The organism is Burkholderia sp. BCC1644, from assembly GCF_902833225.1.
Lineage (GTDB): Bacteria > Pseudomonadota > Gammaproteobacteria > Burkholderiales > Burkholderiaceae > Burkholderia.
Map to the genome: position 1 here is coordinate 235,488 of NZ_CADFEI010000011.1, position 24,124 is coordinate 259,611.

The 24,124-nt window shown below is 68.6% G+C and carries 19 protein-coding genes; 10 read left to right on the plus strand and 9 right to left on the minus strand.

Translation table 11 applies throughout. From position 1 onward, the window contains the following. Positions 1-143: 143 nt before the first annotated feature. The 3 genes from HWX87_RS23060 to HWX87_RS23070 all read left to right on the plus strand — a co-directional run bounded on the left by HWX87_RS23060 (position 144) and on the right by HWX87_RS23070 (position 3,534). The gene (locus HWX87_RS23060; RefSeq protein ID WP_176049441.1) at positions 144-875 is read left to right on the plus strand and encodes a DsbA family oxidoreductase; all 732 of its coding nucleotides are present in this window, start codon (positions 144-146) and stop codon (positions 873-875) included. A 138-nt stretch (positions 876-1,013) separates the two neighbouring features. Beyond that, positions 1,014-2,453, plus strand: a complete 1,440-nt coding sequence (locus tag HWX87_RS23065; RefSeq protein WP_176049442.1) for a DHA2 family efflux MFS transporter permease subunit — start codon at positions 1,014-1,016, stop codon at positions 2,451-2,453. Between the two features lie 292 nt (positions 2,454-2,745). Further along, positions 2,746-3,534: a sulfite exporter TauE/SafE family protein gene (locus HWX87_RS23070; protein ID WP_176049443.1), complete on the plus strand. Its 789-nt coding sequence runs from the start codon at positions 2,746-2,748 to the stop codon at positions 3,532-3,534. Between the two features lie 158 nt (positions 3,535-3,692). Here HWX87_RS23070 and HWX87_RS23075 read toward each other — a convergent pair whose 3' ends face one another. Then, the gene (locus tag HWX87_RS23075; protein ID WP_176049444.1) at positions 3,693-5,528 is read right to left on the minus strand and encodes a peptidase S1; all 1,836 of its coding nucleotides are present in this window, start codon (positions 5,526-5,528) and stop codon (positions 3,693-3,695) included. On the opposite strand from HWX87_RS23075, the gene HWX87_RS23080 reads away from it, so the two are divergent. Then, positions 5,519-5,932, plus strand: a complete 414-nt coding sequence (locus HWX87_RS23080) for a hypothetical protein (protein ID WP_244137731.1) — start codon at positions 5,519-5,521, stop codon at positions 5,930-5,932. The two genes, HWX87_RS23075 and HWX87_RS23080, sit on opposite strands and share 10 nt — an antisense overlap. Positions 5,933-6,143: 211 nt before the next feature. Here HWX87_RS23080 and HWX87_RS23085 read toward each other — a convergent pair whose 3' ends face one another. Beyond that, complete coding sequence (locus tag HWX87_RS23085; RefSeq protein ID WP_176049445.1) at positions 6,144-8,234, minus strand: D-(-)-3-hydroxybutyrate oligomer hydrolase; 2,091 nt, start codon at positions 8,232-8,234, stop codon at positions 6,144-6,146. A gap of 139 nt (positions 8,235-8,373) precedes the next feature. Further along, a complete protein-coding gene (locus tag HWX87_RS23090) occupies positions 8,374-8,739 on the minus strand; it encodes a BON domain-containing protein (protein ID WP_011351113.1) in 366 nt (121 codons plus the stop codon). A gap of 440 nt (positions 8,740-9,179) precedes the next feature. Here HWX87_RS23090 and HWX87_RS23095 point away from each other — a divergent pair, with 440 nt between their 5' ends. The 3 genes from HWX87_RS23095 (at position 9,180) to HWX87_RS23105 (ending at position 12,372) form a co-directional block, all read left to right on the plus strand. Then, positions 9,180-10,622: a TAXI family TRAP transporter solute-binding subunit gene (locus tag HWX87_RS23095; protein WP_176049446.1), complete on the plus strand. Its 1,443-nt coding sequence runs from the start codon at positions 9,180-9,182 to the stop codon at positions 10,620-10,622. 94 nt (positions 10,623-10,716) lie between these two features. Continuing rightward, on the plus strand, positions 10,717-11,355 hold the full coding sequence (locus HWX87_RS23100; protein WP_176049447.1) for a DsbA family protein: 639 nt from the start codon (positions 10,717-10,719) through the stop codon (positions 11,353-11,355). A 69-nt stretch (positions 11,356-11,424) separates the two neighbouring features. Further along, on the plus strand, positions 11,425-12,372 hold the full coding sequence (locus HWX87_RS23105) for a LysR family transcriptional regulator (protein ID WP_176049448.1): 948 nt from the start codon (positions 11,425-11,427) through the stop codon (positions 12,370-12,372). Positions 12,373-12,388: 16 nt separating this feature from the next. Here the strand turns inward: HWX87_RS23105 and HWX87_RS23110 are convergent, their stop codons facing one another. From HWX87_RS23110 to xdhA, 4 genes are all read right to left on the minus strand, one after another. Beyond that, positions 12,389-12,790: a nuclear transport factor 2 family protein gene (locus HWX87_RS23110; RefSeq protein WP_176049449.1), complete on the minus strand. Its 402-nt coding sequence runs from the start codon at positions 12,788-12,790 to the stop codon at positions 12,389-12,391. Positions 12,791-12,878: 88 nt separating this feature from the next. Next, positions 12,879-13,496 carry a xanthine dehydrogenase accessory protein XdhC gene (gene xdhC, locus HWX87_RS23115; RefSeq protein WP_176049450.1) on the minus strand — a complete coding sequence of 206 codons (618 nt, stop codon included), beginning with the start codon at positions 13,494-13,496 and terminating at the stop codon, positions 12,879-12,881. 69 nt (positions 13,497-13,565) lie between these two features. Continuing rightward, positions 13,566-15,926, minus strand: coding sequence for a xanthine dehydrogenase molybdopterin binding subunit (gene xdhB / locus HWX87_RS23120; RefSeq protein WP_176049451.1), 2,361 nt, complete (start codon positions 15,924-15,926; stop codon positions 13,566-13,568). Positions 15,927-15,944: 18 nt separating this feature from the next. Then, positions 15,945-17,489: a xanthine dehydrogenase small subunit gene (gene xdhA, locus HWX87_RS23125; RefSeq protein ID WP_176049452.1), complete on the minus strand. Its 1,545-nt coding sequence runs from the start codon at positions 17,487-17,489 to the stop codon at positions 15,945-15,947. 337 nt (positions 17,490-17,826) lie between these two features. On the opposite strand from xdhA, the gene HWX87_RS23130 reads away from it, so the two are divergent. Next, positions 17,827-19,041, plus strand: a complete 1,215-nt coding sequence (locus HWX87_RS23130) for an MFS transporter (RefSeq protein WP_176049453.1) — start codon at positions 17,827-17,829, stop codon at positions 19,039-19,041. Positions 19,042-19,161: 120 nt separating this feature from the next. Here the strand turns inward: HWX87_RS23130 and HWX87_RS23135 are convergent, their stop codons facing one another. After that, positions 19,162-20,052, minus strand: a complete 891-nt coding sequence (locus tag HWX87_RS23135; RefSeq protein WP_176049454.1) for an EamA family transporter — start codon at positions 20,050-20,052, stop codon at positions 19,162-19,164. A gap of 134 nt (positions 20,053-20,186) precedes the next feature. On the opposite strand from HWX87_RS23135, the gene HWX87_RS23140 reads away from it, so the two are divergent. Next, complete coding sequence (locus HWX87_RS23140; protein ID WP_176049455.1) at positions 20,187-21,122, plus strand: AraC family transcriptional regulator; 936 nt, start codon at positions 20,187-20,189, stop codon at positions 21,120-21,122. Positions 21,123-21,149: 27 nt separating this feature from the next. Here the strand turns inward: HWX87_RS23140 and HWX87_RS23145 are convergent, their stop codons facing one another. After that, positions 21,150-22,361: an alanine--glyoxylate aminotransferase family protein gene (locus tag HWX87_RS23145; protein ID WP_176049456.1), complete on the minus strand. Its 1,212-nt coding sequence runs from the start codon at positions 22,359-22,361 to the stop codon at positions 21,150-21,152. 753 nt (positions 22,362-23,114) lie between these two features. Here HWX87_RS23145 and HWX87_RS23150 point away from each other — a divergent pair. Then, positions 23,115-24,098 (plus strand): LysR family transcriptional regulator, encoded by a 984-nt coding sequence (locus HWX87_RS23150; protein WP_176049457.1) that lies wholly within the window; start codon positions 23,115-23,117, stop codon positions 24,096-24,098. Positions 24,099-24,124: the final 26 nt, after the last annotated feature.

Genomic DNA, 24,124 nt, shown 5'->3' on the forward strand with positions numbered 1-24,124 from the left:
ATCGCTACCGCGATGCGGTTTCCGTGTCTATGCTTCGTGATGCGTCGGGCCGGGCTCCGCCGCACGGGCGCGGCCGCGACGAAGCGTCGACGCATGAAATGATATAGTCCCGGTTACACTTTTTTTGCCATCCTGGACCGCCCATGACGACCGCTCCCGCCCCGATTGCCCGCCCGACCCTGACCGTCGAAATCTGGTCCGACCTGATCTGCCCGTGGTGCTGGATCGGCAAGCGCCGCTTCGACGAGGCGCTGGCCGCGTTCGCGCACGCCGACCGCGTCGACGTCGCGCTGCGCGCGTACCGGCTGATGCCCGGCCAGCCGGTCGAGCCGGTCGAGGTGATGCTCGCCGGCAAATACCGGATGTCGCCCGCGCAGGTCGACCAGATGCTGCACCAGGTGACCGATGCGGCCGCGACCGTCGGGCTGCGCTACGACCTGCCCGGCACGCTCGTCGGCGACACGCTCGACGGCCACCGGCTCGTGAAGCTCGCGGAATCGACGGGCCGCGCGCACGCGCTGACCGAGCGGCTGTACCGCGCGTATTTCTGCGAACACGGCTCGCTGTTCGATCACGCCGAACTGGCCGAATTCGCGGTTGAAGCGGGGCTCGAGCGCTCGGCCGTCGAAGACGTGCTGCGCAGCGACCTGTACCGCGACGAAGTCGAAGCCGACATCGCGCGCGCCGCGCAGATCGGCGGGCGCGGCGTGCCGCTGTTCGTGTTCGGCGGCCGCTACGCGGTGTCGGGCGCGCAGCCGGCCGACGCATTCGCGCAGGCGCTCGACCAGGCATGGCGCGACGGCATCGTCGAGCTCGACGGCGCCGACGCGGCCGCCTGCGGCCCCGACGGCTGCGAGCTGCCGGCGCGCTCGTAACGCCCTTCCATGCTTGCGGCGCGCCCGTCCGCGGGCGCGCGCGACTACGCGACGCTCCTGCCACAAACCGGCAGGAAGCCCGTGCCGGCGAGGTCTACAATGCATCCTTTCAAATAACTATCAGAAGGCTGCAAGCCCATGACTCACGGGATCCACGGCGAGAAGCGCTGGTACGCGCTGATCGTTCTCTGTCTCGGCGTGCTGATGATCGTGCTCGACAGCACGATCGTGAACGTTGCGCTGCCGTCCATCAGCACCGACCTCCATTTCACCGAAACGGCCCTCGTGTGGGTCGTCAACGCGTACCTGCTGACGTTCGGCGGCTGCCTGCTGCTCGGCGGCCGGCTCGGCGACCTGTACGGCCAGCGACGCATGTTTCTCGCCGGCCTCGTCGTGTTCACGCTCGCGTCGCTTGCATGCGGCCTCGCGCAATCGCAGACGATGCTGATCGCCGCGCGCGCGGTGCAGGGGCTCGGCGGCGCGGTGGTGTCGGCCGTGTCGCTGTCGCTGATCATGAATCTCTTCACCGAACCCGGCGAGCGCGCACGCGCGATGGGCGTGTACGGCTTCGTGTGCGCGGGCGGCGGCAGCATCGGCGTGCTGCTCGGCGGGCTGCTGACGAGTTCGCTGTCGTGGCACTGGATCTTCCTCGTCAACCTGCCGATCGGGATCGCGGTCTATGCGATGAGCGCCGCGCTGCTGCCGCGCATGCGCGCGCCGGCCGGCACCGCGCGGCTCGACGTCGCGGGCGCGATCACCGTGACCGCTGCGCTGATGCTGGCCGTCTACGGGATCGTCGGCGGCAACGAGGCCGGGTGGCTCTCGACGCGGACCGTCGCGCTGATCGGCACGGCTGCCGTGCTGCTCGCGCTGTTCATCGCGATCGAGGCGCGCACCGCACATCCGCTGATGCCGCTCTCGCTGTTCGCCGCGCGCAACGTCGCGCTCGCGAACGTCATCGCCGTGCTGTGGGCGGCTGCGATGTTCGCGTGGTTCTTCCTGTCGGCGCTGTACATGCAGCGCGTGCTGCAATACGGGCCGCTGCAGGTCGGGCTCGCGTTCCTGCCGGCGAACCTGATCATGGCCGCGTTCTCGCTCGGGCTGTCGGCGCGGATCGTGATGCGCTTCGGGATCCGCGGCCCGATCGCCGCCGGCCTGCTGACCGCGGCCTGCGGCCTCGCGCTGTTCTCGCGCGCGCCGGTCGACGGCGGCTTCGTGTGGCACGTGCTGCCCGGCATGACGCTGCTCGGCATCGGTGCGGGCGTCGCGTTCAACCCGCTGCTGCTCGCCGCGATGAACGACGTCGACCCGGCCGAATCAGGGCTGGCGTCGGGGATCGTCAACACCGCGTTCATGATGGGCGGCGCGCTCGGCCTCGCGGTGCTCGCGAGCCTCGCGGCCGCCCGCACCGATGCGCTCGCGGCCGCGCAGGCCGCGCCGCTCGTCGCGCTGAACGGCGGCTACCACGCGGCTTTCGCGTTCGGCGCGGTGTTCGCCGCCGTGGCCGCGCTGATGGGCCTCGCGCTGCGCATCCGGCGGCAGGAAACCGTCGAAGGCGTCGGCCCCGCGATGCACTGAGCGGCGGCACCCACCATCGAACCGGGCGCGCGCTGTCGCGCCCTTTTTTCCGCATGCCGGGCGTGGCACGCTGCGGATTCGTCGCGCGCCTTGGCCCGATGACCATCCATCGGCCGCACCCTCCGCTCAAACGCCCGTTTCACCCTCGCCCTGCCGCCCGCCGCACGGGCCTTCCCGGCCTATTTTTAACGCAGTCGTACATTGACCGGCCACTTTTGCGACAATGGCGGACTTTGATGCGCGCGCCGCAGCCACGCGCCGCCGCCGAACGCCGCATAACCGCCTGCTTCCGATGTCGCTTCCCCATATCGATCTGCTGTACTCCCTGTCCGGCCTGTTCGTCGGCATTCTCGTCGGCCTGACGGGCGTTGGCGGCGGTTCGTTGATGACGCCGATCCTCGTGCTGCTGTTCGGCGTCCACCCTGCGACGGCGGTCGGCACCGACCTGTTGTACGCGGCCGCGACCAAGGCCACCGGCACGCTCGTCCACGGCCTGAAGGGGTCGATCGACTGGCGCATCACGGGCCGGCTCGCGGTAGGCAGCGTCCCGGCCGCGGCCATCACGCTGTGGTGGCTGCACACGCACGGGATGAATACGCCGGGCACCGCGCGGATGATCCAGCTCGTGCTCGGCGTCGCGCTGCTGCTCACGTCGCTCGCGCTGATCTTCCGGCCGCAGCTCACCGCATTCGCCGCGCGCAACCCGCTCGCGCCAAGCCCCTCGCGCACGCTGTGGTCGACCGTGCTGACCGGTGCCGTGCTCGGCGTGCTCGTGTCGATGACGTCGGTCGGCGCCGGCGCGATCGGCGTCACTGTGCTCCTGCTGCTCTATCCGATGCTCGCGACGACCCGCATCGTCGGTTCCGACATCGCGCACGCGGTACCGCTCACGCTGGTCGCCGGCATGGGCCACTGGCTGCTCGGCTCGGTCGACTGGTCGATGCTGCTGTCGCTGCTGCTCGGCTCGCTGCCGGGCATCGTGCTCGGCAGCCTGCTGTCGGCGCGCGCGCCCGAGCGGCTGTTGCGCAACCTGCTCGCCGCGACGCTCGTCGCGGTCGGCGTAAGGCTCGTGCTCGCGTAAGCGGGCGCCGGTCCCGCCCTTCTCCCGCAGTTAAGCCTTTTCCCGGCCAGCGCCTCCGACGCGCCGCACCATCATCCGCGGCCAACGAAAAACAGCCCGACCGGCCTGCGCCGATCGGGCTGTTGTCCATCCGGAGCGGCGCGAGCCGCCCGCGCCGCTTACTGCCCCTGCTGCTGCAGCTTCTGCTGCTTGAGCTGCTGCGTGCGCGCCTGCAGCTTCAACACGCGCTGCAGTGCGGTACGGTTGGCGAGGATGCCGTCGTAGAAGTTGGCGAGATCGCCCTTCAGCGCGGTCCGCGACGCGTCGTTCAGGTAGATCATGTGGCCCGACGGGTAATTCTTGATCGTCAGGTTCTGCGCCTTGATCGTCGGATCGAGCGGCATCTGCGCGAGCGTCAGCTCCGTCTGGTGGAACGGCGTGACGGCGTCGAAATAGCCGTTCGCCGACAGCACCTTCAGGTCCGGGTTCACGCTCATCGTCGATGCCAGGTCGCCGGCCGTGTACAGCGTATTGCCGCCGCCCTTGTTCGCGCCGGTCGGGTCCGTGTGGCTGAAGTCCCAGTTGTTGAAGACCTGGTCGTTCAGGTCCACGAACGACGACGTCGACGTGTACTTGAGGTCGGTGTTGATGTAGTTGTTCCACAGCACCGTGTACGCGCCGCCGACGTTCGTGATCGACGGATCGTTGCTGCCCGAATTCGGCAGGATGTACGGCGCGATGCCCTTGCCCGTGAAGTTCGCGCGACCGTCGTACTGGCCGATCTGCGTGCCCGGCACGAGCGTCAGGAAGAACGTGTACGGCGGGTTGTCGTCCGACGACGGCACGTTGCCGAGCGCGGCCGGATTGCCGAACGTCTGGATCAGCGACGTCGGATCCGTGCCGATGTACGAACCCATCTGCTGCGCGGTCTGCAGGTTCAGGTTCAGCCGCACGTTCACGAAGCCGCCGTCCTGCGGGTTCGGCTTCTGAGCAAGCGGTGCGAGCGTGTTGTCCGCATAGTTGCGGGCCTGGACCATGTACGCGTCGAGATCGGTCGGCGTCGGGTTGAGCGTCGTCTTCTTCCAGTAGAACGCATCGGCCGCGAGCGTCGGGAACGTGCCCGGCGCGGACAGCGCGTTCGCGTAGTCGAGGATCGACGACTGCAGCGTGATGCCGTTCAGGTCGATGCCGTCCTCATGCAGCACCCACGACACGACCGCGCTGCGCGCGGTGCCGTACGACTCGCCGTACAGGAACTTCGGCGAATTCCAGCGCGAGTACTTGGTCAGGTAGCGCTGGATGAAGCGGTCGATCGAGTGCGCGTCCTGGTCGGTGCCCCAGAAGTCCTTGTTTTTCGCCGGGGCGATCGCCGTCGAGTAACCGGTGCCGACCGGGTTGATGAACACGATATCGGTGCGGTCGAGCAGGCTGTCCGGGTTGTCGAGCAGCTTGTACGGCGCGGGCGGCGTGAAGTTCGGGAACGACGACTGCAGGCGCTTCGGCCCGTACGAGCCGAGCAGCAGGTAGACCGACGACGAGCCGGGGCCGCCGTTGTAGAAGAACGTGACCGGGCGCGGCTTCGACGGGTCCGGATTGTCCTGCGTGTACGCGACGTAGAACATCTTCGCGTTCGGCGCCGACGTGACCGGATCGATCGTCGTCAGGTGGCCCGTGGTGGCCGTGTACTTGATCGTCTTGCCGCCGATCGTGACCTGGCGGTGTACGACCGCGGCGCCTTCGGTCGAATCCGTGACCGCGTCGTTCGGCCCGGTGCCGTACACGTCGGTGTCGACGTACGGCTGGTCGGCCGCGGCGGCGGCCGTTGCGTTGGTGTTGGCCTGCGTGCTGCCGCTGGATGTCGCGGCCGCGGCGGCGGCCGAAGCAGCCGGGCTCGACCCGTCGTCGCCGCCGCACCCCGTGACGAGCAGCGCCGCGGCCGCTGCGGCGGCGAGCGGCATGCTCAAAGTCGTTCCGAATAGCGCGAAACCGTCTTTCAAGGACTTCCGTGTCGTCATTATTGCCTCTCGAACAGAACGATAAATACCGCCGGCCGCAAAGGATCATTTGCGCCGACGCTCCGCACCGGGAATGCATTCGTTATGCGACGCACTCCGAGTTTTTTACCGGGCCGATGAATACCGACCGGCATGATTTACCCCACCCGTATTTTTTTGCAACCGCACAATGGAATCAATTCCATTGCAAACGACAATTCAACAATTCGCAGCAATACGAATTCATTTCGCGCATTTTCATGCGCACAAAATCGACGGCAAAAACCCGCCCCGCAAAGCCCGCCCAGCAAGGCAGCTCCGCTTCGAACAGACGAACAATCCCCCTCGGCGAGATGCCGATTAATCGCGAAACGGCGACCAATCGCAGCTCGAGCCGATTTAATAAAATCGAAAGGATCGATTAACTAAACGGAAAGGAATATCTCGTATCTGGAATTTATTAAATTAAGTGAAAATACCGGCGCATATTAGGTTCCGGATTTACCGCCGTAAAGTAATAATTTGTTACGGCGCTCGCCATTCGGATAAAAAGCCGTACGGGACCGATTCCATGGCGCAAAAAAGAAAAAAGCCGGACGACTGTCCGGCTTTGTTTGAGCGGCGCAGCGGGCGCCGTCAGAGCGGCACGTCGATCGCGCCGGCGCCCGTCGTGATCGCGTTCGCGCCCGGGGTGGCCGAGATCGGCGGCAGGTTCGCGCTCGTCAGCGCCGGCGCGGCGCCCGGCGTGCCGCCGCGCGGCACCGTGCGGATCACCTGCGACGGCGGCAGCGGCGCGCCGTTCTTCAGGTGCTTCCACATCAGGTTCAGCGCCTGCAGGTTGTAGTAGTGGACCGGCACGAAGCGCGTGTCGAAGCCCGCGACCGGCAGGAACGCGTCGAAGTGCTGGCCGTTCGTCACCTCGTAGAACACGAGCTGGCTGCGCCCGGCTTCGCTGATGCCGTTCTGCGCGACGTACGCGCGCGACGCGTGGTTCACCGGCACCAGCGCGTCGCTGCGGCCCTGCACGATGATCGCCGGCTTGCCCTGCAGGTTCGCGTTCACGCGTACCGCGTCGACGTTCGCGGGCATCCCGAGCATCCCGTTCGTCCACAGCTGGCGCAGGCACAGCGCGCCCGCGAAGCTCGCATCGGGCGTCGCGAGCCGGTGGTCGACGCCTGCACCGTTGTTGAACACGAGGTCGATGCCGGCCGTCGGCGGCACGCCGTTGCCGACGCCGAATACGGCCGGCATCGGCGACGTGGCCGGCGCCGCGACCGCGCCCGTCGCCGGATTGGTCGTCGCAAAGCTGAAGTTGCACAGGTTGTCGGTGACGCGCGAGCGCGTGTACGCGTTCGCATAGGTGACCGCGATCGCCGGAATCGCCTGCGAATCCCACATCGGCGCCTGCAGCAGGTCGGAATCGGCCAGATAGCCGGCCGCATGGAGCTGCGCGAGCGCGTCGGCGGCCTGGCTTTGCGTGTCGGCGCCCGCCACGAGCCCGGCCGCCGCGAGCGTCGCGCAGCGCTGCGTGCGGATCGACTGCGTGGTCGCGGCCGGCAGCGCGCTCAGGTACGGCGCGGCGGCGAGCGACGCCGACGCGGCCGCGCACGGCTGCAGCAGGTTCGCGAGCGTCGCGTAGTCGGCCAGCGGCCGGCCGAACGACGGCACCGGCTGCCCGCCCGTGCGCACGACCGCGTTCGGCGACATCCGCACGTTGATCTGCGGCTCGCCGACCACGACCGCGGTGATCCAGCCGCGGCTGTCCTGCTCGGCCGCCGCGAGCGACGCGCCGCCGCCGTTGCTGACCGACGCGGCAATCGTCGTGATGTCGCCGGGACGATAGCGCACGCCGTGATGCGAGCCGTCGACCAGCGGTCCGAACTGCTCGTTGAGCGCCCAGTACGCGAACTCGACCGACTGCAGCGTCACTCGCCCCCAGTCCTGCTCGGGATTCTGCTGCGAGTGCGCATGCTTGAATGCGTAGCGATTCGGAAAACGGTTGTTGAACGCGGCGAGATCGCCGCTCGTCACGTTCGCGGTGAACAGGCTCGCGGTGCCGGCCAGCACCGCATTGGCGAGCGTGCCGTCGATCAGCGTGACGGTATCCGACATGAGTTCGTGCGCGCCGTTGCCGCCGCCCTTGTCGTTGTAGGCCACCGCGCAGCCGCGCTTGAGCGCCCATTCGCCGGCCGCGGAAATCGCGCCGTACACGCCGCGCGAGCCCGACGACGTCGCGGTGACGATGCACGGCTGCGCGGGATTGAAGCTGGCGGGCACCTGCACGAGCAGCGTCACGTTCTTGGTGCCGCTGCCATCGTCGGAGTACGCGAGATATTCGGTGCCGGGGATCTTGCCTTCGCCGAGCGTATCGTTGCCGTCGAGGTCGACGTTCGGCCCCCAGAAGCGGCCGTAACCGCCGTTCGCGCTCATGTCGACGAGCGCGCGGTAATTCGACCAGATCGCGAGGCGGCGCAGCTCGGCGCTCGTCGGCCGGGCGGCGTTCGCGAAACCGGGGGCGGTTGCCGTGCCGAGACCCGTCTTGCCGAGGCCGGCCGTCAACAGGTCGTCGCTCGCGCCGTCATAGGCCGTCGTGCGCACGCTGCCGGACACGAAGCCGGGCAACCGGTTGCGCTCGGCCGAATCGTCGCCGTTGCAGGCGCCGAGCATCGCGACCGCGGCCAGCGCCGCGCCGAAAACCATCCGCCTGCCCCATCCGAGCCTCGTCATCGCCGCCCTCTCGATTTCGTTATCGGTCCGCCGCCGCGTCGCGCACGGCTTGCGGCCTCTGAAGCGCAAACGGGCCCCGGCATGCCGGGGCCCGCCTGGAAAACGGGCGCACGCGGCGCTCGCGCGCCGCCGCCCGGCATCACTGCTGCTGAACCGTCAGCTTGTTCGTGACCGACGTCACGCCCTTCACGCCCTTCGCCGCGGCTTCAGCCTTGTCGATCTGGTCCTGGGCCGGCATCGTGCCTTCCAGCGTGATCGCGCCGCCCTTCGAGCGCACGACGAGGTTCGACACGTTCTCGCCCGATTCCTTCGAAATCGCCTTGCGCACCGCGTAGCCGAGCTTGCGGTTCGCCTTCTTCGCGGTTTTCGCGGCGGCCTTCGGCGCGCTGGTCGCGGCCGCGGGCGCTTCCGTTGCCGCTGCGTCGCTCGACTGCGCATACACGCTGCCCGACAGACAGGCCGCCACGGCGGCGACGCCCAACGCTCTCAACACGATCGACTTCATGCTATCTCCTTATCACTCCGGAACGGCCGTGCACAGTACGGCCGGATACCCCCAAAAACAGCCGGCCCACGCGCGAACGGGCGGGACAGCCGGTGTTTTCCACGGCGATACGAGAGAGGCGACACGGGCCGGCGGCCGGCGCACGCTGACAAGCGGGCCGGCCGGGCCGGACAGCCGCCGGCCGGACGCGCCCGGTCTCATTGCGTGCCGGGTCGCGCGCGAATCGGGCGCGGCTGCGTCGCACAATGTAATCCAGCGCCCGCCGAAGCGCAAAGCTTTTGACGCGGGGCCGCCCGCCGCTGTCGCCGCCGCGCCGCGCCGGGCCGCCCGACTCGCGCACGCACGGTGAAACCGGGTACCATCGCCGCGAGCATCCGCATCGCTCGTGACAACCGTCCGACCGTCATCGATGCGTCACGCCAGCGTCATCCGCCGACCCCATGAAGCCTGCCCGCCCTCGCCCGCCTCGCCGCATCCTCGCCCGCTTCGTCGCGGTGTCGTGGCGCGACCTCGCGCTGTCGATCGGCCCGACCGTGCTGCTCGCCGCCGCGGCCATCTGGCTCGCGGTCAAGCTGATCCAGCCGGCGCCGCCGTCCACGCTCGTGATCTCGTCCGGCCCGCCCGGCAGCACGTACTGGAATGCCGCGCAGAAGTACAAGACGATCCTCGCGAAGAACGGCGTCACGCTCGACGTCCAATCGTCTGAAGGGTCCGCGCAGAACCTCGCGCGGCTGTCGAACCCGAACGCGCCGGTCGACGTCGGTTTCGTGCAGAGCGGCATCGGCCCGAAGGAGCGCGACGAGCACCTCGTGTCGCTCGGCAGCATCGGTTACGTGCCGCTTGCGATCATGTACCGCGGCCCGGTCGTCGCGCGCCTGTCCGACTTCAACGGCAAGCGGCTCGCGCTCGGCGCGGAAGGCAGCGGCGCGCGCGAGCTGAGCCTGGCGCTGCTGAAGATGAACGGCATCGTGCCGGGCGGCTCGACCGAGCTGCTGCCGACCGCCGGCGAGGACGCGGCCACCGCGCTGCTCGACGGCAAGATCGACGCGGCATTCCTGTCCGGCGATTCGACGCAGATCCCGGTGATGGCGAAACTGTTCCGCGCGCCGGGCGTGCACGTGTACTCGTTCACGCAGGCCGAGGCCTACGCGCGGCGCTTTCCGTACCTGACCGCGATCACGCTGCCGATGGGCGTCTACGATCTCGGCCACAACCTGCCGCCCGCCGACATCCACACCGTCGCGCCGACCATCGAACTCGTCGCGCGCGACTCGCTGCACCCCGCGCTGTCCGACCTGCTGATCGAGGCCGCACGCGAGGTGCACGGCCACGCGACGATCCTCCAGCACGCGGGCGAATTCCCGTCGCCCGTCACGCGCGGGTTCCAGCTGTCCGACGACGCCGCGCGCTACTACAAGTCGGGCAAGACCTTCCTGTACCGGCGGCTGCCGTTCTGGGTCGCGAGCCTGGTCGACCGCCTGCTGGTCGTGATCGTGCCGCTGATCGTCGTGCTGATCCCCGGGCTGCGGCTCGTGCCGTCGCTGTACGGCTGGCGCGTGCGCTCGCGCATCTACCGCTGGTACGGCGCGCTGATCGCGCTCGAGCGAAGCGCGCTCGGCGAGCACACGGCCGAGGAGCGCGTGCAGTTGCTCGACGAGCTGGACGACATCGAGGAAGCCGTGAACCGGATGAAGATGCCGCTCGCCTATGCCGGGCAGTTCTACGTGCTGCGCGAGCACATCGGCTTCGTGCGGGAACGGCTCACCGCGCACGACCAGGACACGCCGGCGGGCTCGCCCGGCGCCGGCGGCCCGCCGAAGGCGCACGCCGAGGCCGCGCCGCCGGCCGGCACGCCCCCTCGGGCGACTCCCGGTTCCGCGTAAGCGGACGATCCGCGATCATTGCTGCACACGCGTGCCGCCGCGTAACATGGAGGCCGCCGCCAGGCGCCGCACGCCCCACCCTCTGGAGAACGACATGACAACCGGCCTCGATACCGCCCAGCCTGCCTGGTTCTTCGACTTCGTGTCGCCGTTCTCGTATCTGCTGCTCGAACAGCACGACAAATGGCCGGACGTGCCGTTCGAACCCGTCGCCGTCTCGCTGCTCGACCTGCAGCGCCACTGGGGGCAGCGCCCGAGCGCCGACGTGCCGGCCAAGCGCGTGTTCACGTACCGTCATGCGCTGTTTCGCGCGGAACAGCTCGGCATCCGCTTCAAGATGCCGCCCGCGCACCCGTTCGAATCCGACAAGCTGCTGCGCCTTGCGATCGCGCTGCGCGCCGATATCGCGACGGTGCTGGAGATGTTTCGCTTCATCTGGCGCGACGGCAACGATCCGTCGACGCCGGAAGGCTTCGCCGCGCTGTGCGAGCGCGTCGGCGTCGGCCACGGCGACGAGCTGATCGAATTCGAGGAAACCGCCGCGCAACTGGCCCGCAACAACGCCGACGCGATCGCGCTGGGCGTGTTCGGCGTCCCGACGTTCTGGATGAACCAGCAACTGTTCTGGGGCGAGGACGCGCTGCCGATGGTGCTGTACTGCGCGCGCACGCCGAACTGGCTCGAATCGCGCGAGGTCAAGCGGATCAGCGCGCTGCCGAAGGGGCGTGCGTGATGGCCGGTATCACGCACGGCAACGCGCGGCTGCGGTAAGGTTACGCGTCACCCGAACACCCCCCAACCGATGGAAGACGACGACCGTACCGCCTCGCTCGATATCTGGCTCGTGCGCGTGTTGCGCACGCTGCTGCTCGAGCGCAGCGTCACGCAGGCCGCGCTGCGGCTGAACCAGACCCAGCCCGCGATCAGCACCGCGCTGCGCAAGCTGCGCGAGACGCTGAACGACCCGATCCTCGTGCGCGGCAAATCCGGCATGGTGCCGACCGAATACGGCGCGTCGCTGCTCGAGGCCGCGCAGCGCGCGCTGCGCGAGGTCGATTTCATCGCGACGCCGCACGGCGACTTCGATCCGTCGTCCGCGCGGCGCACGTTCCGTGTCGCGGCGCCCGACTACCTGAACGATTTCTTCATGCCGACGCTGATCGAGCGCTTTCGCGACGCGGCGCCGCATGCACACCTGGAAATCGATTCGCTGAATCCCGCGCTCGACCACGCGGGCGCGCTCGAATCGGGCGCGCTCGATCTCGTGATCGGCAACTGGCCGAAGCCCGACCCGCAGTTCGCGCGCCAGGACCTGTTCTCCGACACGATCGTGTGCCTGATGCGCGACGCGCATCCGCTCGCGCGCGTGCCGCTCACGCGCGAAGCGTATGCGTCGGCCGCGCACGTCGCACCGACGCCCTACACCGGCGACAAGCGCAACGCGATCGAGATCGGCCTCGCGCGCGCGCGCCTCACGCGGCGCATCGTGACGACGCTGCCGTACTTCGGGATCGTGCCGCAGGTGCTGCTGCAGTCGGACCTGATCTTCACGACGACGCGCCGCTTCGCGACGCACTATGCGCAGTTGTTGCCGCTCGTCGTCGTCACGCCGCCCGTGCCGTTCCCGCGCATCAAGAGCTACCTGCTCACGCATCCGCAGCCCGACCGCCCGACCGACATCGCGTGGCTGTGCTCGCTGATGCAGAGCGTGTCCGACGAGCTGACGGTCGCCCGCAGCCGCAAGCGCTGACACGCAACGCGGCCGCTCAGGCCGTGCAGAAGGTTTCCTGCAGATGGGTCCAGCGCACGACGCCCGCGGCGTCGCGCTCGAACACGGCCGTCGCGCGGCGCGCGGGCAGCTCGCCCGATGCCGCGTGCTGCGCTTCGAGATAGGTGATCACCGCATGCGACGCGTCGGCCGCGAGCACGCGGGTCTCCGACAGCGTGATGCGCAGCCCCGGCTTCGCGCCGGCGAGCTTCGCGAACAGCGCGCGCGTGCCGTCATGGTCGACGACGCGGCCATCGGTCAGGATCATCGTGAAGTCGGGGGAAAACGCGGTGAGCAGCGCGTCGAGTGCCGCGGGCGCGGTATCGACGCCGGACAGCCAGCGCTCGATGGCGACGAGGCTCGCATCGAGCGTGTCGAGATAGATCGGGTGATCGGACATGGTGCGTGCACGGAAAGGCGCAGCCCGATGCCGCGCGTTGCCGTGCAGTGTATGCAAAAACGCGCGGCCGTGCGCCGGCCGCGCGGTGTTACCGCGAGCAGGACACCTCGTCGCGCGCACGCCCGGCCGCTACCGCCTTCGCATCGGCCACCGGCATGCCCGAGCGCGCCTGCAGCAGCTCCGCGCACACGGCCACCGCGATCGCGCCCGGCGCCTTGTCGACGATGCCCGCGACACCGATCGGGCACACCATCTCCACGAGCCGCGCCGGATCGACGCCGCGCGCCGCGAGCCGGCGCTCGAACTTCACGCGCTTGGTGCGCGAGCCGATCATCCCGAAGTACGCATAGTCGCGCCGCCGCATGATCTGCGCGGCGAGCGAGAAGTCGAGCGCGTGGTTGTGCGTCATCACGAGGAAGTACGCACCGGGCGGCGCCGCGTCGACGACGGCCTCCGGCGTGTCGGTCGGCTCCGGCTGCACGTTCGGCGGACATTCGTCCGGGAACAGCTCGTCGCGCGTGTCGACCCATTGCACGACACACGGCAATGCGCCGAGCAGCGTGACGAGCGCGTGACCGACGTGCCCTGCGCCGAACAGCACGATGTGCATCGGCGCGGGCGTACCGGTCGCGCGGTTGCGCTGGCCGGTGCCCTGCGCGAGCGCGGGGACCGGCACGGTGCGAAGCGAGCGTGCGGGGCCGTTCATGTCAGTCTCCGCCGGGCCGCCCCACACGCACCGGAATACGCCATCGGGAGACGGGAGGGTCGTTTCATCTCAGCCTGCCGTTGCGCGCGCGGCACGCACCGCACTGATCGCGCGCAGGATCGACTCGCCGGTCGCCGGCGCGTCGAGCGGCGGGTTCACCTGGTAGTCGCCGACCGCGGCCACCGCGTCGCGCACCGCAAAGAACACCGAGAACGGCAGCAGCAGCGGCGGCTCCCCGACGGCCTTCGAACGGTGGATGCTGTCCTCTACGTTGCGGTTCTTGAACAGCAGCACGTTGAACTCGGGCGGCGTGTCGTTCACCGTCGGGATCTTGTACGTCGACGGCGCGTGCGTCATCAGCTTGCCGCCCTTGTTCCACCACAGCTCCTCGGTCGTCAGCCAGCCCATCCCCTGGATGAACGCGCCTTCGACCTGGCCGACGTCGAGCGCCGGGTTCAGCGATGCGCCCACGTCGTGCAGCGCATCGACGCGCAGCGTGCGCATCTCGCCCGTCAGCGTGTCGATCACGACTTCCGACACGGCCGCGCCGTACGAGTAGTAGTAGAACGGCCGGCCCTGCAGCTTCGACTGATCCCAGTACAGCTTCGGCGTCGCGTAGAAACCGTCGGACCACAGCTGCACGCGCGCGAGGTACGCCTTCGCGATCACTTCGCCGAACGGCACGTTGTGGCCGCCGACCGACACGAAGTCGTTGCCGAACTTCACGTCGGCCGCATCGACCTTGCCGTCGCCGAACTGCTTCGCCGCGAACACCGCGAGCCGCTCGCGCAGCTGGCGCGCCGCATCCTGCGCGGCCTTGCCGTTCAGGTCCGAGCCCGTCGACGCCGCCGTCGCGGACGTGTTCGCGACCTTGCTCGTGTCGGTCGCCGTCACGCGGATCCGGCCGAAGCGGATGCCGAGCTCGTGCGCGACGACCTGCGCGACCTTCGTGTTGAGCCCCTGCCCCATCTCCGTGCCGCCGTGGTTCACGAGCACCGAGCCGTCGGTGTAGATGTGCACCAGCGCACCGGCCTGGTTGAAGTGCGTGACGTTGAATGCAATGCCGAACTTCACCGGCGTGATCGCGATGCCCTTCTTCAGCACCGTGTTGCGCGCGTTGAATTCGCGCACGCCCGCGCGCCGGGCGCGGTAGTCGCTCGTCGCCTCGAGTTCGCCGAGCAGTTCCTGCAGCACGTTGTCCTCGACGGTCTGCCCGTACGGCGTCACGTTGCGTTCGGTCTTGCCGTACAGGTTCGCGTAGCGGACGTCGAGCGGATCGCGGTCGAGCGAACGCGCGACGTCGTCGAGGATGTACTCGATCGCGAACGCGCCCTGCGGGCCGCCGAAGCCGCGGAACGCGGTGTTCGACTGCGTGTTGGTCTTGCCGCAGTAGCCGGCGATGTCGACGTCGCCGAGCCAGTACGCGTTGTCGAAGTGGCACACCGCGCGCGTCATCACCGGGCCCGACAGGTCGGCCGAGAAACCGCAGCGCGACGTCATGTCGAGCGCCACGCCGTCGATGCGGCCGTCGTCGTCGTAGCCGACGTCGAAGCGGTAATGGAAGTCGTGCCGCTTGCCCGTGATCATCATGTCGTCGTCGCGGTCCGGACGCAGCTTCACCGGGCACAGCAGCTTCCACGCGGCGAGCGCCGCGCAGCACGCGAACAGGCCCGACTGCGATTCCTTGCCGCCGAAGCCGCCGCCCATCCGGCGGCATTCGACGAGCACGTTGTGCGACGCGACGCCGAGCACGTGCGCGACGAGGTGCTGCATTTCGCTCGGGTGCTGCGTCGAGCAGTACACGTGCATCCCGTCGTCGTCCTTCGGCACCGCGTAGGCGATCTGGCCTTCCAGGTAGAACTGCTCCTGGCCGCCGAGCAGCATCTCGCCCGACTCGCGGTGCGGCGCGACGGCGAGCCGCGCGGCCGCGTCGCCGCGCGCGAGCTTCAGCGGCGGGATCACGTAGGTTTCGGCCGCGCGCGCTTCCTGCGCGGTCAGGATCGCCGGCAGTTCCTCGTAGTCGACCTGCGCGCGGCGCGCGGCGAGCCGCGCGGTTTCGTGCGACGTCGCGACGACGATGAACATCGGCTGGCCGACGAACTGCACGATGCCCTTCGCGAGCACCGGGTCGTCGTGGATGATCGGGCCGCAGTCGTTGACGCCCGGGATGTCGTCGGCCGTGAACACGGCGACCACGCCCGGCGTCGCGCGCACCGCGTCGAAGTTCATCGACACGATCTTCGCGTGCGGCTTCGCCGACAGGCCGAGCGCGGCGTGCAGCGTGCCCGCGACGACCGGAATGTCGTCGGTGTAGGTGGCACGCCCGCTGACGTGCAGGTGCGCGGATTCGTGCGCGCGCGATACGTGGACCTGCGCGGCGTCGGCTTGCGGGTCGAGGGTGCTCAGGAACGGTTCTGCTTGCTGGTTCATTTTCGGTGTTCTCCGTCTTCAGACGCGCGCCGCGCCGGCGCCGGCTTCGGCGGCCACTTCACGCACATTCAGGGCTTGCGGCGGCAGCGGGTCATGCGGGCGCGTCTCCAGCCAGAATCGGTACATCAGGTTCTTCGCGGTATCGAGGCGGTACGTGCTCGTCGCGCGCATGTCGGACAGCGGCTGGTAGTCGCGCTCGAGCGCCTGCATCGCGGCCTGCGCGGTGGCTTCGTGCCACAACGCGCCGTCGAGCACGGCTTCCGTGCTGGCTGCACGCTTCGGCGTCGCGGCCATCCCGCCGAACGCGATGCGCGGCTCGCGGATCGTGTCGCCATCCGCGATGAACGCGAACGCCGCGCACACGGCCGAGATGTCCGAGTCGAACCGCTTCGACAGCTTGTAGGTGCGGAACTGCAGCTTCTCGCGCACGCCGGTGCGGGTCGGCACCTTCAGGCCGACGACGAATTCGTGCGGCGCCATGTCCTTCTGCTGGTAGCCCGTGTACAGCGCCTCGAGCGGCAGCTCGCGCACCGTGTCGCCGCCGCGCAGCACCACGCGCGCACCGAGCGCGATCAGGCCCGGCATCGAATCGCCGATCGGCGAGCCGTTCGCGACGTTGCCGCCGATCGTGCCTGCGTTGCGGATCGGCAGCGATGCGAAGCGCTTCCACATCTCGGTCAGTTCCGGGTACGTGCCGGCCAGCGCCGCATAGGCCTTCTCGACCGTCACGCCCGCGCCGATCTCGATCCAGTCGCCGCGTTCCACGAGACGCTGCAGTTCGGCGATCTGGCCGACGTAGATCAGGTCGTCGAGCCGGCGCATCTGCTTCGTGACCCACAAGCCGATGTCGGTGCTGCCCGCGAGAAGGCGCGCGTCGGGACGCTCGACCTTCAGCGCGGCCAGCGCGTCGAGCGTGCGCGGCGCCGCGAAGCGCGCGCCGTTGATCGTCGTGTAGTCGAACGTGTCGTCGCGCTTGAGCGACGCGAGCGTGCGGGCCAGCGCGGCCGTGTCGACCGGCGCCGACGGCGCCGGTGCATCGAACATCTGCACGGCCGCATCGACGATCGGGCGATAGCCGGTGCAGCGGCACAGATTGCCGGTCAGCGCATCGGCGATCTCGGTGCGCGTCGGCACGTCCTTCGCCTTCGTGCACGTGGCGGCGCAGCCTTCGTGGCCGTGCTTCTCGTAGAGCGCCCACATCGACATCACGAAGCCGGGCGTGCAGAACCCGCATTGCGAACCGTGGCAATCGACCATCGCCTGCTGCACCGGGTGCAGCGCACCGTCCGGCTGGCGCAGGTCCTCGACCGTCAGCAGCGCCTTGCCGTCGAGCGTCGGCAGGAACTGGATGCACGCGTTGACGGCCTTGAACTCGACCGCGCCGGCGTCGGTCAGCTCGCCGACGACGACCGTGCACGCGCCGCAGTCGCCTTCCGCGCAGCCTTCCTTGGTGCCGGTGCAATGCGCGTCCTCGCGCAGGTATTGCAGCACGGTGCGGGTAACGTCCGCGCCGCTGACTTCGCGGATCGCGTGACGATGGTAGAAGCGAATCGGCTCACTCATGTCTCTATGATTCTTCAAATGGGGGCAAGGCGGCCTGCGCGGAGCGCCTGACCGACGTTTTTCTGACAGTTTGCACGCTATCACCATCAAATTCCGCAACCCATAGCCCATCACGCATGGGGCCCATATAACTGCCGCGATATGAGCGCGCGGGCCGCCCGCGGCCCTTTGCGCACGGTGCTCTGCGCCCGTTCCCGACGCCCCCGCCACCGTCCTCCGACGTCGAAAAAAGGTCGCGATTAACTAAATGGTACCTGCGTGAAAACCGGTTCCATGGGAAAATCCCGATTCCCTTTTTCGCCGTCTTCCGTCCGTTTCGTTCATTCGTTCCGACCCCATGTCAACCGATTCCGCCACACCGCCGCGCAGCGGGTTCGCGGTCACGCTGCAAATCGTGTCCGTCGTCTGCTTCACGTTCATCTGCTACCTGACCATCGGCCTGCCGCTCGCGGTGCTGCCGGGCTTCGTCCATGACGACCTCGGCTTTTCCGCGATCGTCGCGGGCGGCGCGATCAGCGTCCAGTACTTCGCGACGCTCGCATCGCGGCCGCTCGCCGGGCGCCTTGCCGACACGCTCGGCCCGAAGCAGACGGTGCTGCGCGGGCTGATCGGCTGCGGCGCGTCGGGCGTGCTGCTGCTCGTCGCGCTGCTGCTCGCGCACTGGCCGGTCGCGAGCCTCGTGCTGCTGGTCGCGAGCCGGCTCGTGCTCGGCGTCGGCGAAAGCCTGTGCGGCACCGGCGCGATCCTGTGGGGCATCGGCCGCGTCGGCGTCACGCACAACGCGAAGGTGATCTCGTGGAACGGCATCGCGACCTACGGCGCGCTCGCGCTCGGCGCACCGGTCGGCGTCGCGATCGCGAATACGCTGAATCCGGCGCTGATCGGCGTGATCGTGATCGCGCTGGCCGCGATCGGCTTCTACCTCGCGCGCCTGATCGCTTCGGTGCCGCTCGTGCACGGCGAACGGATGTCGTATGCAAGCGTGTTCACGCGCGTGCTGCCGCACGGCCTCGGCCTGGCGCTCGGCTCGGCCGGCTTCGGCTCGATCGCGACCTTCGTCACGCTGTACTACGCGGCGCGCCACTGGCCGAACGCCGCACTGTCGCTGACCGTGTTCGGCACGCTGTTCATCGGCGCGCGCCTGCTGTTCGCGAACACGATCAAGACCTACGGCGGCTTCCGCGTCGCGATCGTGTCGTTCGCATTCGAATGTTCGGGCCTGTTGCTGCTGTGGCTCGCGCCGGTGCCGCACATCGCGCTCGTCGGCGCCGCGCTGACGGGTTTCGGCTTCGCGCTGATCTTCCCGGCGCTCGGCGTCGAGGCCGTCGCGCTCGTGCCGCCCGCGAGCCGCGGCGCGGCGCTGTCCGCGTATTCGGTATTCCTCGACCTGTCGCTCGGCATCACGGGCCCGCTCGCCGGCTATGTCGCGGGCGCGTTCGGCTATCCGCAGGTGTTCCTGTTCGCGGCGGTGGCGGCCGCCGCGGGCGTCGCACTGTCGATGGTGCTGTACCAGCGGCAGGCGCGCGTGGCGGGGAGCGGCGCCGCGGCCTGAGCGCGCTGCGCATCGCACGGCAGCCGATCGCACCCATCGCGCCGCCGGAGGCCCAAAAGAAAACGCCCGCATCGCGGGCGTTTTTTATCCGTTGGCCGGGACGGTGGCCGCGAGCGTCAATCAGGCCGTCCGCAGAAACAGCCGGCGCGTCAGGTCGAACGCGACGAGATTGCCGGCCACCACGAGCAGCAGCCCGACCACCGCGAGCGGCGACCACTGGTAGCCCTCGAACACCGTCGACACGGCCAGCGCGACGATCGGGAACAGCACCGTGCAGTACGCGGCGCGCTCCGGCCCGATCCGCCCGACGAGCGTCAGGTAGGCGGTGAAGCCGATCACCGAGCCCGGCACGGCCAGGTACACGAGCGCGCCGAGATAGCGCGGGCTCGTGTCGAGCGTGAACGGCATCCCGGCCACCACGCTGCCGACGGTCAGGATCGCCGCGCCGATCAGCATCGCCCAGCCGTTGGTCACGAGCGGGTGCAGCCCCATCGACTGCATCCGGCTCGACAGCAGGTTGCCGATCGAGAAGCACATCGTGCCCGCAAACGCGATCGCGAGCCCCGTCCAGGTCGCGTGATCGTCGAGATGGCCGGCCATCTGCTGCCAGAACAGGCACGCGATGCCGGTCAGCCCGAGCAATGCGCCGGCGATCGCCGACGGCCGCAGCGGACGGCCCATGAACAGCCGGCCGTTGATCGAGTTCAGGAGCGGCGCGGTCGAGAAGATCACCGCGACGAGGCCGCTCGGCACGACCTGCTCCGCATAGTAGAAGCACAGGAAGTTCAGGCAGAACAGCGCGAAGCCCTGCGCGACGAGAAAGCGCCACGCTTCGCGCGGCGGGCGCACCGGCCGGCGCATCACGCGCAGCAGCGCGAACAGCACGACGGCCGCGAGCCAGAAGCGCCATGCGATCGACACGGGCGGCGGCACCGAGCCGAGCTGCCACTTGATCGCGATCCAGGTGGTGCCCCAGATCAGCACGGTGACGAAATAAAGCGACAGGTTCATGGCGGCAATCCGGACAATCAGGTGAATCGGGATCCCGACTATGCCGCCGCGCGGCGTGGGCCGATTGTCCGGAATTGCGGTCTTTTTCGGCACGCCGCACGCGCTCCCGCGCGCCCGCTTATACTCGGCCCATCATGAGCCTCTCCCTCTCCGCCCCGCCCGTCGACCATGCCGCCGCCCTGGCCGGCGGCGATCTGCCGTTCGGCCTGCAATCGGTCTGCCGCACGCTCGCCGACGCGAACGCGACGCTCGAGCGCTTTGCGTGGCTCGGCGACCACCTGGCGATCGCCGAATGGACGCGGATCACCGACGAAAGCGAGACGGTCTACGAGCAGCCCGGCCACCACACGCTGTCGTGCTACCTCGACGGCGGCTATCGGACCGAGCGCCAACGCGTGCCGCGCTACGGCGCGCCGAGCCTGCTGTGCGCGCTGCCGGGCGACCACGAATCGCGCTGGTGGGTGCGCGGCGAGATGCACTTCATCCACCTGTATTTCCTGCCCGAGCACTTCACGCAGCGCGCGATCCGCGAACTCGACCGCGAGCCGCGCGAGCTGAAGCTCGCCGATCGCACCTATTTCGAGGATGCGCGCGTCGCGACGCTGCTGCGCTCGCTCGCGCTCGACGGCTGGGACGATGCCGACGAGCAGCTGCGCGTGAACGAGACCGCGCACGAGGTGCTGAGCCTGCTGCTGCGCGGGCAGAGCACGACGCGCACCGACACGACGTTCCGCGGCGGGCTCGCGCCGGCCGTGCGCCGCCGCGTGCGCGACTATATCGACACGTATCTCACGCAGCCGCTGACGCTCGGCGAACTGGCCGAGGTCGCCGCGCTGTCCGAATACCACTTCTCGCGGATGTTCCGGCTGTCGTTCGGCCGGGCGCCGCACGCGTGGGTGGCCGAGCAGCGCCTCGCCCGGGCGCGTGAATTGCTGCGCACGACGGCGCTGCCGCTCGCGCAGGTCGCGGCCGACTGCGGCTACGCGAACGCCGGCCACTTCAGCCACCGCTTTCGCGATGCGCACGGCACGACGCCGAATACGTACCGGCGCGCGATGCAGGGCCGCTGAGCGCGGCCCCTTTCCTCGCTTTCCCGCTTACGCGCCGCGCTGCGACAGTTCCTGTTCGAGCGCCGCAACGCCGGCCGGCAGGTCGACCGGCACCTTCAGGTCGACCATCGTGCGACCGAACGCATGCAGCGTGCGGAACAGGTTGTGTTCGCGGCACTGTTCGCCCATCTGCCCGATCCGCACGATCGGCAAGCCGAACGAGCCCGAGATCTCGACCTGATACTGCTTCGAGATGTGGCCGCAGACCATTCCGGGCGTCAGCCCTTCCGGCGTCTCGATCCCGACCACCGAATTGAGCCGGCAGTCCTTCGGCGCATAGAGCTTGAGCCCCATCGACTCGACACCCGCCTGCAGCGCGAGCGAGCAGCGCAGATGGCGTGCGAAGCGGCTTTCGAGCGTCTCCGCGCAGACGAGCCGCAGCGCCTCGTGCAGCGCGAGCACACCGGACACGGGTGCCGTGTAGTGATAGCCCGCGTTGTGCCAGAAGTTCTCCGCGAGCGCCATGTCGAGGCACCAGTGCGCGTTCGGCTCGGTGCGATGCTTCATGCGCTCCCACGCGGCATCGGAGAAGGCGATCAGCGACACGCCCGGGATCGACGACAGCCCCTTCTGGCCGCCGGTGATCACCGCATCGATGCCCCACGCGTCCATCTCGAGCGGCATCGTCGACAGCGTGCACACCGCGTCGACGACGACCAGTGCGCCGGCCGCCTTCGCGAGCGCCGCGATGTCGCGCAGGTCGCGGTTCCACACCGTGTTCGACGTCTCGCCCTGCACGATCGTGACGATCTCGGGCCGCTCGCGCGCGATCGCATCCGCGATCTCGTCGAGGCTCGCGACCGCGCGGTCGGCCACTTCGAGCGTCGCGACGTCGGCGCCGACGCGCGTGGCCATCTCGGCCATCCGCGCGCTGAAGAAGCCGTTGCGGATCGACAGCACGCGCGTACCGCGCCAGGCGAGGTTCGAGATCGCCATCTCCATCGCGGCCGAGCCGGGGCCCGCGACGCCGAGCACCCACTTCGTGCGGGTCTGGAACACGTAGCGCGCCATCTCCTTCACCTGCTCGATGATCTTCGCCATCGTCGCGCCGAGGTGGTTGATCACGACCGTGTTCGCCTTCGCGACGGCGGCCGGGATCGGAACCGGGCCGGCCCCCATCATCAGCAGCGGTTCTTCGGGCAGGATCGCGTCGAGCGGCACGACGACGGGACAGGGAATCGGCGAGTAATCGATGGACATGGCTGGCAAGAGGTGAGGAAAGGAAATGCACGAACGCTCGCCGCACTGCATGGCGAACTGATCGATCATTCCGCGTTCCGCGGCCTCGCGCAAGAGGCACGCGCGGCCGGACAGCGCGACGGTGGCCCGGTCGCCGGACCGGGCCAGCCGGCCGCGCGCGTATTGCGCGATGGCCATCCTGATTGAAAAAGGATTGCGGACGCGTTGCGAAACGGTTCCATTCGGCTTCCGCACGCATGATTTTCTTCGCCAATAACGCAGCGATTCGCCGATGCCGACGGTTGACGTCGACTTTCGAGCGGAACGCAATAGACCGGCTGCCCGATAAAAACCGACGCATGGAATGCGATACGCAATACTGGCGCACCCCGGAAAAACATCCATTATCGTTGCATGTATTGGGGCACGACTCCCGAAATTAACGAAACCGAGTCATCCACGCCACCAACAAGCCATTGATTAACATACAAAATATTTATCTCATGAGCGTATATTCCAATACCGCGTCAGTTTTGCATGCCACGCACGTGTTGCATCGCAGCGTTTAACCGTTACCCGCGATTTCGATTTTCCGCAACCCGCCCCTTTTCTCAGGTTGACGGATATCGGTTCTGTATTGAACAATCGTCTGCGGAATCGAAAAAAACGATTTTTCGATACGAGGGAGAACTGGGTGCCGCGCGATGCGCTTTCGGGGTTGCGCGGCGAAAAATCACAACATAATCAATCAACCGGGCCAGAAATACGCAAGCCATGAACCAGATTCAGACCATGCGTGTATTCGTCTGCGTCGCCGAGCAGCAGAGCTTCCGGCGCGCGGCACACCATCTCGGCGTGTCCAATGCACTCGTCACGCGTTCGATCGCGATGCTCGAGGGCCACCTGAACACCCGGCTGATCCACCGCACCACGCGCAACCTGTCGCTCACCGAGGCCGGCGTGCGCTACCTCGACGGCTGCCGTGCGCTGCTCGAGGAATTCGACCACCTCGAATCGTCCGTCGCGCATGCCGTGCGCGAACCGGCCGGCACGCTGCGCGTCGTCGCTTCGGGGCTGCTGTCGCCGCTGGCGCTGACGCCGCTCGTCAGCAGCTTCCGGCACCGCTACCCCGAGCTGCGCGTGCAGCTGACCGTCGCCGAAGGGCCGCTCGACGTGCTCGATTCGGGTTACGACGTCGGCATCGTCACGGGCAACCGGCTCGACGGCAACCCGTCGCTGATCGGCCATGCGCTCGCGCCGAATCCGTTCGTCGCCTGCGCGGCGCCGGCCTATCTCGACCGGCGCGGCGAGCCGCGCGCCCCCGACGACCTGCCGGGCCACGACTGGGTCACGCTCGCGCCGCACCAGCATGCGCCGTCGTGGCAACTCGTCGGCCACGACGGCGTCGCGCATTCGGTCACGGTGCGCCCGGCGTGCACGGTCAACCAGCTCGCGCTGGTCCACGCAGCCGCCGTGGCCGGTGCCGGCATCGCGGTGCTGCCCGAGCCGTGCGTCGCCGACGCGCTCAACAACGGCACGCTCGTGCGGCTGCTGGCCGGCTACCGGATCGACGATCCCGACACGCAGCTGTCGCTCGTCTACCCGAACCGCCAGTACGTGCCGGCCCGCACACGCAGCTTCGTCGAACATGCGCTGGACCACTTCAGCGCACGAACGCCTCGCGACCAAACGGACTACGGCTTCCTGCGGCCGCCGCGCGGGTCCGATCGGTCCGACATCGTCACGGGGCTGCAGTAAACTGCGCGCGTCAGCCATCGGAGGTG

What these genes read in the sequence shown, in the direction of transcription:
- HWX87_RS23060 (WP_176049441.1), top strand. Translation starts at nt 144, where the DNA reads ATGACGACCGCTCCCGCCCCGATTGCCCGCCCGACCCTGACCGTCGAA.
- HWX87_RS23065 (WP_176049442.1), top strand. Translation starts at nt 1,014, where the DNA reads ATGACTCACGGGATCCACGGCGAGAAGCGCTGGTACGCGCTGATCGTT.
- HWX87_RS23070 (WP_176049443.1), top strand. Translation starts at nt 2,746, where the DNA reads ATGTCGCTTCCCCATATCGATCTGCTGTACTCCCTGTCCGGCCTGTTC.
- HWX87_RS23075 (WP_176049444.1), bottom strand. Translation starts at nt 5,528, where the DNA reads ATGACGACACGGAAGTCCTTGAAAGACGGTTTCGCGCTATTCGGAACG.
- HWX87_RS23085 (WP_176049445.1), bottom strand. Translation starts at nt 8,234, where the DNA reads ATGACGAGGCTCGGATGGGGCAGGCGGATGGTTTTCGGCGCGGCGCTG.
- HWX87_RS23090 (WP_011351113.1), bottom strand. Translation starts at nt 8,739, where the DNA reads ATGAAGTCGATCGTGTTGAGAGCGTTGGGCGTCGCCGCCGTGGCGGCC.
- HWX87_RS23095 (WP_176049446.1), top strand. Translation starts at nt 9,180, where the DNA reads ATGAAGCCTGCCCGCCCTCGCCCGCCTCGCCGCATCCTCGCCCGCTTC.
- HWX87_RS23100 (WP_176049447.1), top strand. Translation starts at nt 10,717, where the DNA reads ATGACAACCGGCCTCGATACCGCCCAGCCTGCCTGGTTCTTCGACTTC.
- HWX87_RS23105 (WP_176049448.1), top strand. Translation starts at nt 11,425, where the DNA reads ATGGAAGACGACGACCGTACCGCCTCGCTCGATATCTGGCTCGTGCGC.
- HWX87_RS23110 (WP_176049449.1), bottom strand. Translation starts at nt 12,790, where the DNA reads ATGTCCGATCACCCGATCTATCTCGACACGCTCGATGCGAGCCTCGTC.
- xdhC (WP_176049450.1), bottom strand. Translation starts at nt 13,496, where the DNA reads ATGAACGGCCCCGCACGCTCGCTTCGCACCGTGCCGGTCCCCGCGCTC.
- xdhB (WP_176049451.1), bottom strand. Translation starts at nt 15,926, where the DNA reads ATGAACCAGCAAGCAGAACCGTTCCTGAGCACCCTCGACCCGCAAGCC.
- xdhA (WP_176049452.1), bottom strand. Translation starts at nt 17,489, where the DNA reads ATGAGTGAGCCGATTCGCTTCTACCATCGTCACGCGATCCGCGAAGTC.
- HWX87_RS23130 (WP_176049453.1), top strand. Translation starts at nt 17,827, where the DNA reads ATGTCAACCGATTCCGCCACACCGCCGCGCAGCGGGTTCGCGGTCACG.
- HWX87_RS23135 (WP_176049454.1), bottom strand. Translation starts at nt 20,052, where the DNA reads ATGAACCTGTCGCTTTATTTCGTCACCGTGCTGATCTGGGGCACCACC.
- HWX87_RS23140 (WP_176049455.1), top strand. Translation starts at nt 20,187, where the DNA reads ATGAGCCTCTCCCTCTCCGCCCCGCCCGTCGACCATGCCGCCGCCCTG.
- HWX87_RS23145 (WP_176049456.1), bottom strand. Translation starts at nt 22,361, where the DNA reads ATGTCCATCGATTACTCGCCGATTCCCTGTCCCGTCGTCGTGCCGCTC.
- HWX87_RS23150 (WP_176049457.1), top strand. Translation starts at nt 23,115, where the DNA reads ATGAACCAGATTCAGACCATGCGTGTATTCGTCTGCGTCGCCGAGCAG.